General features: G+C 61.3%; 8 protein-coding genes. 5 read left to right on the top strand and 3 right to left on the bottom strand.

Going from position 1 to position 6,827, the window contains the following annotated elements:
- Positions 1-145: 145 nt before the first annotated feature.
- Together cheR and GIB19_RS21005 are read right to left on the bottom strand one after the other, a co-directional pair.
- Positions 146-973, bottom strand: a complete 828-nt coding sequence (cheR, locus tag GIB19_RS21010; protein WP_274887856.1) for a protein-glutamate O-methyltransferase CheR — start codon at positions 971-973, stop codon at positions 146-148.
- 51 nt (positions 974-1,024) lie between these two features.
- Positions 1,025-1,954 carry a chemotaxis protein CheV gene (locus GIB19_RS21005; protein ID WP_099428629.1) on the bottom strand — a complete coding sequence of 310 codons (930 nt, stop codon included), beginning with the start codon at positions 1,952-1,954 and terminating at the stop codon, positions 1,025-1,027.
- A gap of 77 nt (positions 1,955-2,031) precedes the next feature.
- Between GIB19_RS21005 and flgA the strand changes: the two genes are divergently transcribed.
- From flgA to GIB19_RS20980, 5 genes are all read left to right on the top strand, one after another.
- Positions 2,032-2,784, top strand: coding sequence for a flagellar basal body P-ring formation chaperone FlgA (flgA, locus tag GIB19_RS21000; protein WP_274887855.1), 753 nt, complete (start codon positions 2,032-2,034; stop codon positions 2,782-2,784).
- Positions 2,785-2,940: 156 nt separating this feature from the next.
- Positions 2,941-3,255 carry a flagellar biosynthesis anti-sigma factor FlgM gene (gene flgM / locus GIB19_RS20995; protein WP_265969590.1) on the top strand — a complete coding sequence of 105 codons (315 nt, stop codon included), beginning with the start codon at positions 2,941-2,943 and terminating at the stop codon, positions 3,253-3,255.
- Between the two features lie 50 nt (positions 3,256-3,305).
- Positions 3,306-3,773 (top strand): flagella synthesis protein FlgN, encoded by a 468-nt coding sequence (locus GIB19_RS20990; protein ID WP_099428626.1) that lies wholly within the window; start codon positions 3,306-3,308, stop codon positions 3,771-3,773.
- A gap of 79 nt (positions 3,774-3,852) precedes the next feature.
- Entirely contained in the window at positions 3,853-4,596 is a 744-nt protein-coding gene (locus tag GIB19_RS20985; protein WP_027593059.1) for a flagellar brake protein, read from the top strand.
- 152 nt (positions 4,597-4,748) lie between these two features.
- Complete coding sequence (locus GIB19_RS20980) at positions 4,749-5,327, top strand: hypothetical protein (protein ID WP_099428625.1); 579 nt, start codon at positions 4,749-4,751, stop codon at positions 5,325-5,327.
- A gap of 58 nt (positions 5,328-5,385) precedes the next feature.
- Here GIB19_RS20980 and GIB19_RS20975 read toward each other — a convergent pair whose 3' ends face one another.
- Complete coding sequence (locus tag GIB19_RS20975) at positions 5,386-6,726, bottom strand: MFS transporter (RefSeq protein ID WP_027593061.1); 1,341 nt, start codon at positions 6,724-6,726, stop codon at positions 5,386-5,388.
- Positions 6,727-6,827: the final 101 nt, after the last annotated feature.

The following is a 6,827-nucleotide window of genomic DNA, read 5'->3' as shown; positions in this document are numbered from 1 at the left end:
TGAATCCACAGTAGATTTACTGCACTTGCACCGGCCTCTTCGCAGCACAAGGCTGCTCCTACACCGACCTCTTCGCAGCACAAGGCTGCTCCTACACCGGCCTCTTCGCAGCGCAAGGCTGCTCCTACAGGACTCGCGTTTGGCTTTACTTGGCCTGGTAGATGATCCCTGGGCTGCACTGCACCATCTGGTAATGGTCCGGCAACCCGTTCAGCGCCTCCGAGGCACCCAGGAACAGGTACCCGCCAGGCTTGAGCGTGCTATGGATGCGCAGCAGGATGTCCTTCTTCACCTGGGCCGAAAAGTAGATCAGCACGTTACGGCAGAACACGATGTCGAACTTGCCCAGGCTCGCGTAGCTGTCGAGCAGGTTGAACGAGCGGAACTCGACGCGGCTGCGAATGGCCGGCTTGACCGCCCAACGCCCCGGCCCTTTGGGGTCGAAGTAGCGCTGCAGGCGCTCTTGCGACAGGCCGCGGGCGATGGCCAGGCTGTCGTACTCGCCGGTCTTGCAGTTGTTCAACATGGTCCCGGACAGGTCGGTGGCGACAATCTGCGCGCCCATCTTCAACTGGCCCAGGTTGCTGCGCTCGAACTCGTCGATGGCCATCGAGATCGAGTAAGGCTCCTGCCCCGACGAGCACGCCGCCGACCACATGCGCAGGCGCTGGCCTGGGTTGGTCTTGATGAACTCGGGGATCACCTTGTTCTTCAACACCTCGAAGGGATAGCTATCGCGGAACCAGAGGGTTTCGTTGGTCGTCATCGCGTCGACCACCTGTTCGCGCAAACCGCTGCGCGGCTGGGCCTGGATGCGCTGCACCAGCTCGCCCAGGCTCTTGATGCCCTGTTGCTCCATCAGCTTGTTGAGACGGCTGGAGACCAGGTACTGCTTATTCTCGCCCAGCAGGATGCCACAGGCTTTCTCCAGGAAGACCCGGAACTGTTCGAAATCCAAATTACCCGTAGACACTCTTGCCGCCTCTTTTCAATCGCTGGTGCCGGGAGCGGGCTCCCGGCTGCTTCAATGCGTTGCCTTGATCCGGTCGACCACGCGCTGGGCCAGGTCGTCCGGCTTGAACTTGGCCAGGAAATCATCGGCGCCGACTTTTTTGACCATCGCCTGGTTGAATACCCCGGAGAGCGAAGTATGCAGGACGATGTGCAATTTTTGCATGCGCGGATCGCTGCGGATCTCTGCGGTGAGCGTATAGCCGTCCATTTCTGGCATTTCAATGTCCGAGATCATCATCAGGAACTCTTCTTCCGGCCGCTTGCCCTCCTCCACCAACTGGCGCAGGTAATTGAGCGCCTGGCGGCCGTCGTTGAGCGCCACCACCTCGACACCGACGGTTTGCAGGCAGCGGCTGACCTGCTTGCGCGCCACCGACGAATCGTCGACGGTCAGCACCCGCAGCAGTACGGCCTTGTCCTGCACCTCGGCATCGACCACCCCCGCAGACACCTGTTCGGACGACGGCGCCACTTCGGCCAACACCTTCTCCACGTCGATAATCTCGACCATGCGGTTGTCCACACGGGTGACAGCGGTCAGGTAATGGTCGCGGCCGGTGCCCTTGGGTGGCGGGTGGATTTCTTCCCAGTTCATGTTGACGATGCGCTCGACCGAGTGCACCAGGAAGCCCTGGGTCTTGGTGTTGTATTCGGTGATGATCACAAAACTGTTGCGCGTGTCTTCCTGCAGCGGCGCCAACCCGGTGGCCATCGACAGGTCGAGGATCGGGATGGTCGCCCCACGAATGTTGGCCACGCCGCGCACCACCGGGTGTGACTTGGGCAACAAGGTCAGCGCCGGGCACTGCAGCACCTCTCTGACCTTGAACACGTTGATGCCGTAGAGCTGACCGCCATTGAGGCGAAACAGCAACAATTCCAGGCGATTCTGCCCCACCAGCTGAGTGCGCTGGTTGACCGAATCCATAACACCCGCCATGCCAGACTCCTTAACGTTTCAGCCTTTCGTTGCAATTCAGGTACCGAGTCGGCACGGGCTTTGCTTTTTTGAGCGCCATGTACACGAAAACGACATTTTTCCGACGATTGACGCACCTGCTGACTGGCTCGCTGGCCACGCTGTGCCTGCTGGCGCCCGGCGTTCGCACGCTGGCGGACGCTTTTACCTTGCCTGAACAGCTTATCGGTGTCACCCAAGGGTTTCTTGAATTCACCGTAGAAGATTATCTGGCCAGCACCCAGACCGCCGGCCGTTACGAGATCCAGGTCAGCACCCTTGACCCGCGCTTGCGCATGCCGCTGTGCAGCCAGCCGCTGGACGCGTCGCTCGAAAGCCCCTCGCAGCCGCTGGGCCGGGTCACGGTGCGGGTCCGCTGCGACAGTGCCGCGCCGTGGACCGTGTTCGTGCCGGCAACGGTGCGGCTGTTCCGCGACGTGGTGGTGGTTACCCGCCCGCTCAAGCGGGACAACGTGGTAGGCGAAGGCGACGTGGCGCTGCGCGAGCGCGATGTCGGCACCCTCGGCCAAGGTTTTCTCAGCGAGCTGGACCAGGCGGTGGGCATGAAGATGCTACGCCCCACGGTCATCGACCAGGTTCTTACCCCACAGCACCTTGAGCAAGCGGAGGTGGTGCGCAAGGGCGACCAGGTGGTGATCATTGCCCGCAGCGGCAGCCTGAGCGTGCGCATGCCCGGCGAAGCGTTGAGCAAGGGCGGCCTGAGCGAACAGATCCGGGTGCGCAACCTGAATTCCAAACGGGTGATCAAGGCCAGGGTGACCGGCCCCGGCCAGGTCGAGGTGACAATGTAGCGGCATTGTGCTGGCGGTGTGGAACCGCTTTTCCTAAACTGTGTCAGAAAGCGGGTTCGCGGGCTTGCTGACAGGCGGCTACGCAATTGGGCCTAAAGTTTCTTTCGGGTTGGCCGAAAACAAGGCAAGCGTCCAAATACCCAGGGGTTTCTGATCATGGTCATCGACTTCAGTCGTTTGAATAACTCTCCGTCCGTTACGGGCGGCGTTCGCGGCAATGCTGCGGCCGGCAGCGCCGAAAAGGCCGCTGCCAGCCCGGAAGCGCCAAAAGGCACCAGCGCCAGCGGAGAGGCAGTACACCTCAGCCAAGAGGCACAGCAGTTGCAGAAGGTCAGCGATACGCTGCGCGACCAGCCCGTCGTCAACAGCGCCCGCGTGGCCCAGTTGAAACAGGCCATCGCCGATGGCAGCTACCAGGTCGATGCCGGCCGGGTTGCCAGCAAACTGCTCGATTTCGAAGCCCAGCGCTGACCGTTCGGCGCGCTGACTTCACGGACGCTTACTAAAGCCAAGAGTTAGCCATGCACGACACCACCTTGCTGCAACTGATCGAAGATGACATCGCGCCGATGCAGGAACTGCTCGACCTTCTTCAAAAAGAAGCGATTGCCCTGCATGGCCGCGACATGGCGCTGCTGGAACAGATCCTGGCCCGCAAGCAGTCATTGATCATCTTGCTTGAGCAGCATGGGCAGCGGCGCAGCCACTTGCTCACCAGCCTCGGCCTCAGCGCCGACCGCGCCGGTGTGCAGGCTGTGGCCGCGCAGTCACAGCATGGCGACGCGATGCTGCAACGGCTGGACATGCTCTCGCAGTTGATGGACACCTGCCAGCAGGTCAACGAGACCAACGGCCGGATCATCCAGGTGCAGCAACACATCACCAACAATCAGGTCAGAATCCTCATGGGTGGCGATTCTCCGTCGCTCTACGACAGCCGCGGCAGCACCTCGCTGCTGGCCAAGCCGCGCGCCCTCAGCCAAGTGTGATACTTCTATCAAGCCACGTCACATACTGGCAAAATGCCGTTACTTGCGTGTGTCGTTTTTGCCTGGAGAGTGATTAGCCGTGTTCAATGAAGCCGATGCCCCGCAGCCGCCAAAGGTGCTCAGTACGCCTTTGGAGATCGCGGCCAACCTGCGACAGCTGCAGGAAAGCCATGACCCCCTGATCATCACCTTCCCTGATCGCAGCCAGCGCTTCCAGAGCTACGTGGTGCATGTCGATCGCGACAGCAATACCCTGGCACTGGACGAGATGATCCCCCGCGACGGGGAAAAATTCATCGAGAACGGCGAACCGTTCCGCGTCGAGGGCTTCCACGATGGCGTGCGTATCGCCTGGGAATGCAATGCCCCGCTCACCATCAGTGAAGTCGACGGCCACCGCTGCTACCGCGGCGCGATGCCTGACGAAATGACCTACCATCAGCGCCGCAATGCCTTCCGGGCTGCGCTGAAGCTGTCGCAACTGGTCGACATCATCCTCGACGGCACCCACCTCAAAGGCAACGGCGCCCTGCGCGGCAAGCTGCTGGACATCTCGGCTACCGGCTGCAAATTGCGTTTCGACGGCAACGTCGAGGATCGCCTGCAACTGGGCCAGGTGTACGAGCGCTTCAAGGCTGGCAACCCGCTGGGCCTGGTGGACACCATGGTCGAACTGCGCCACCTGCATTTCGAAGAGCGTATCAACACCACCTTCGCGGGCGTGCGTTTCCATAACCTGAGCGGCCAGGCGCAGCGCAAGATCGAGAGTTTCGTCTACCAGCTGCAGCGCGAAGCGCGTCGGTTCGATAAAGACGATTATTGATCCGCCTGCCTGGCTTTCAGCGAAGGCCGAAGGGGCTGCTGCGCGGCCCCGATCGCTGTAGCCAGAAGGGATTCCCCATTACCGTTATTTGACCGACTGCATAGTGTGGCTTGCGCCGCGCCGACTTCAGGCGCCTTCAGGAGCCGGACACTATGATTCGTTCAACATTCACTGCCGCGCTGCATTGCCAATACGGCCAGGTCGGGGTGGTCGATACGCCTTTATGGACCCATCCGTTTTTTTCCGCTGACCAGGACGGTTGGTTGTGTACCGATGACAAGCGAGGCGACTCCGTCAGCTTCAAGCCGATCAAGTTCACCTTCACTTTCATCGAGGCAACCGAAGATCGTCTCTATTACAAGATCAACTGCGCGACTGGCGTGAAGTTTCTCAGCGGCCAACTCGAAAAGAACTCAAACGGCTGGCTGGGCTTGTATGGGTATGCGTGGGGGGATGACCTATTCAGCTGTATTTTTCCGCCCAACCTGTTGCGCCGGCTGCCTATCCTGCAGCAGACGTGGAAAATGGAGTTGCTCAGCACCTGGGATGGCAACCTGGAGAGCGCCGAGAATGTCGAGTTCTACCTGCGTGACAAAGAAGGCCACAGAGTCGCGCAAGTGGAGGCACGCTATTCAAGAAGCAGCCCACCGTTACGTAACTGGTTCTTGCACGCCGGTAATAAAAAGGGCGATATCTTGAGATTCCACCTGCACGACATCAAGGTTGAATGACTGCCGCGTGGCCCACCGATGAAGCGAGCAGCGCCCCTTCGTCGGTGACCACACCGCCTCAAACCGACCTGTCCACCTCGACTTCAGGCTTGACCCCACGCTCACTCGCCGCCTGCTCTTCTTCGGTATCCTCGGCCGCCACCGGCGTCTGCATCACATCCTGCACGGTCTGCTCATCGACCCGCGGGTCAAGCGCCGCCGACAACGGCGAACCAGCCGCTGGCATCGCCACGTGGCCCAATGGAGCGTCCTGCACCTGGTGCAGCCCGGTGACCGCTTTCGGCCGAATGCGCCACACCAGCACCAGCGCGAAGAACACGAAGAAGGCATAGAGCATCTGCGCGCCCAACACCTTCATCAGCACCCCAGCAGCCAGCGGCCCGATGCAGGCGCCGACACCATAGGTGACCAGTAGCATGGCCGTCAGCGAGACGCGGCGCTCGCTCTCCACATGGTCATTGGAAAACGCCACCGCCAACGGATACAGGCAAAACTGCAGCAACGAGATGACAAAGCCGATACCGAACAGCAGCTCCAGCGGCACGCTGGGCAAGATCGCCAAGGGCGCCGAGGCCAGCGCCAGCCCCACTGCGGCACTGCGGATCAGCACCGCGCGGTCGTAACGGTCAGACAGCCAGCCCAATGGCCACTGCACCACCAGCCCGGCAAAGATGCAGCTACCCATGAACAGACCGATCTGCTCGGTGCTCAACCCCTGGCTGGAGGCGTACAGCGGCGCGAGGCCGTAGAACGAGCCGACGATCAAGCCCGAACCCAGCACCGTACTGAGTGACTGCGGCACGCGCTTGATGAAAAATTTCGGCTCCATCGGCGCCGGCCGCAAAGGCGCCGGGTGGATGCGCCGGGTCATTGCCACCGGCACCAGGCACAGGGCAAAGCACATGGCAACCAGCATCAGCAGCTCAGGGCCGAGTTCAGGGTGCACCACCAGAATCAGTTGGCCGAGTACCAACCCGAGGTACGAGGCGATCATGTAGCCACTGAACACCGCACCTCGGTGCTTGGCGTCGGCCTGTTCGTTGAGCCAGCTCTCGATGACCATGTACTGGCACATCATCCCCAAGCCGACCACCATCCGCAGCCCGACCCAGGCCGGTAGCCAGTTGGTCATGCCATGGCCAAGCACCGCCGCACAGACAATGCCGGCGCAAGTCGCATAGGCGCGGATGTGCCCTACCCGGCCGATCAGCCGGTGGCCGACCTTGCCGCCCACGGCCAGGCCAAAGTAGTTGGCGGCCATCAACGCACCGACCCACAAGCTGTCGACATGATCGGCTGCCAGGCGCAGTGCCAGGTAGGTACTGAGCAGGCCCGAGCCGATAAGCATCATCAAGGCAGCGAAATACAGCGACTGAAACGGCTTCCAGATGTTTCGCATACGTCCCGTCGGGCTCCCTGGTCAGGTGGCGTTGGCTTGCTGGCTAGCATAAAAGCAATTTTGCCGCGGCGCAGTCCCCTGCCGGCGAAATAGCCAACGGG

The organism is Pseudomonas sp. ITEM 17296 (genome assembly GCF_028895205.1).
GTDB lineage: Bacteria > Pseudomonadota > Gammaproteobacteria > Pseudomonadales > Pseudomonadaceae > Aquipseudomonas > Aquipseudomonas kermanshahensis.
Note: the sequence above shows the minus strand (reverse complement) of the source record. Positions and strands in the feature narration are given on the sequence as shown.

Coding starts and splice junctions, on each gene's coding strand:
- flgM (WP_265969590.1), top strand. CDS start 2,941: ATGGTCATCGACTTCAGTCGTTTGAATAACTCTCCGTCCGTTACGGGC.
- GIB19_RS20980 (WP_099428625.1), top strand. CDS start 4,749: ATGATTCGTTCAACATTCACTGCCGCGCTGCATTGCCAATACGGCCAG.
- GIB19_RS20975 (WP_027593061.1), bottom strand. CDS start 6,726: ATGCGAAACATCTGGAAGCCGTTTCAGTCGCTGTATTTCGCTGCCTTG.
- GIB19_RS20990 (WP_099428626.1), top strand. CDS start 3,306: ATGCACGACACCACCTTGCTGCAACTGATCGAAGATGACATCGCGCCG.
- GIB19_RS21005 (WP_099428629.1), bottom strand. CDS start 1,954: ATGGCGGGTGTTATGGATTCGGTCAACCAGCGCACTCAGCTGGTGGGG.
- flgA (WP_274887855.1), top strand. CDS start 2,032: ATGTACACGAAAACGACATTTTTCCGACGATTGACGCACCTGCTGACT.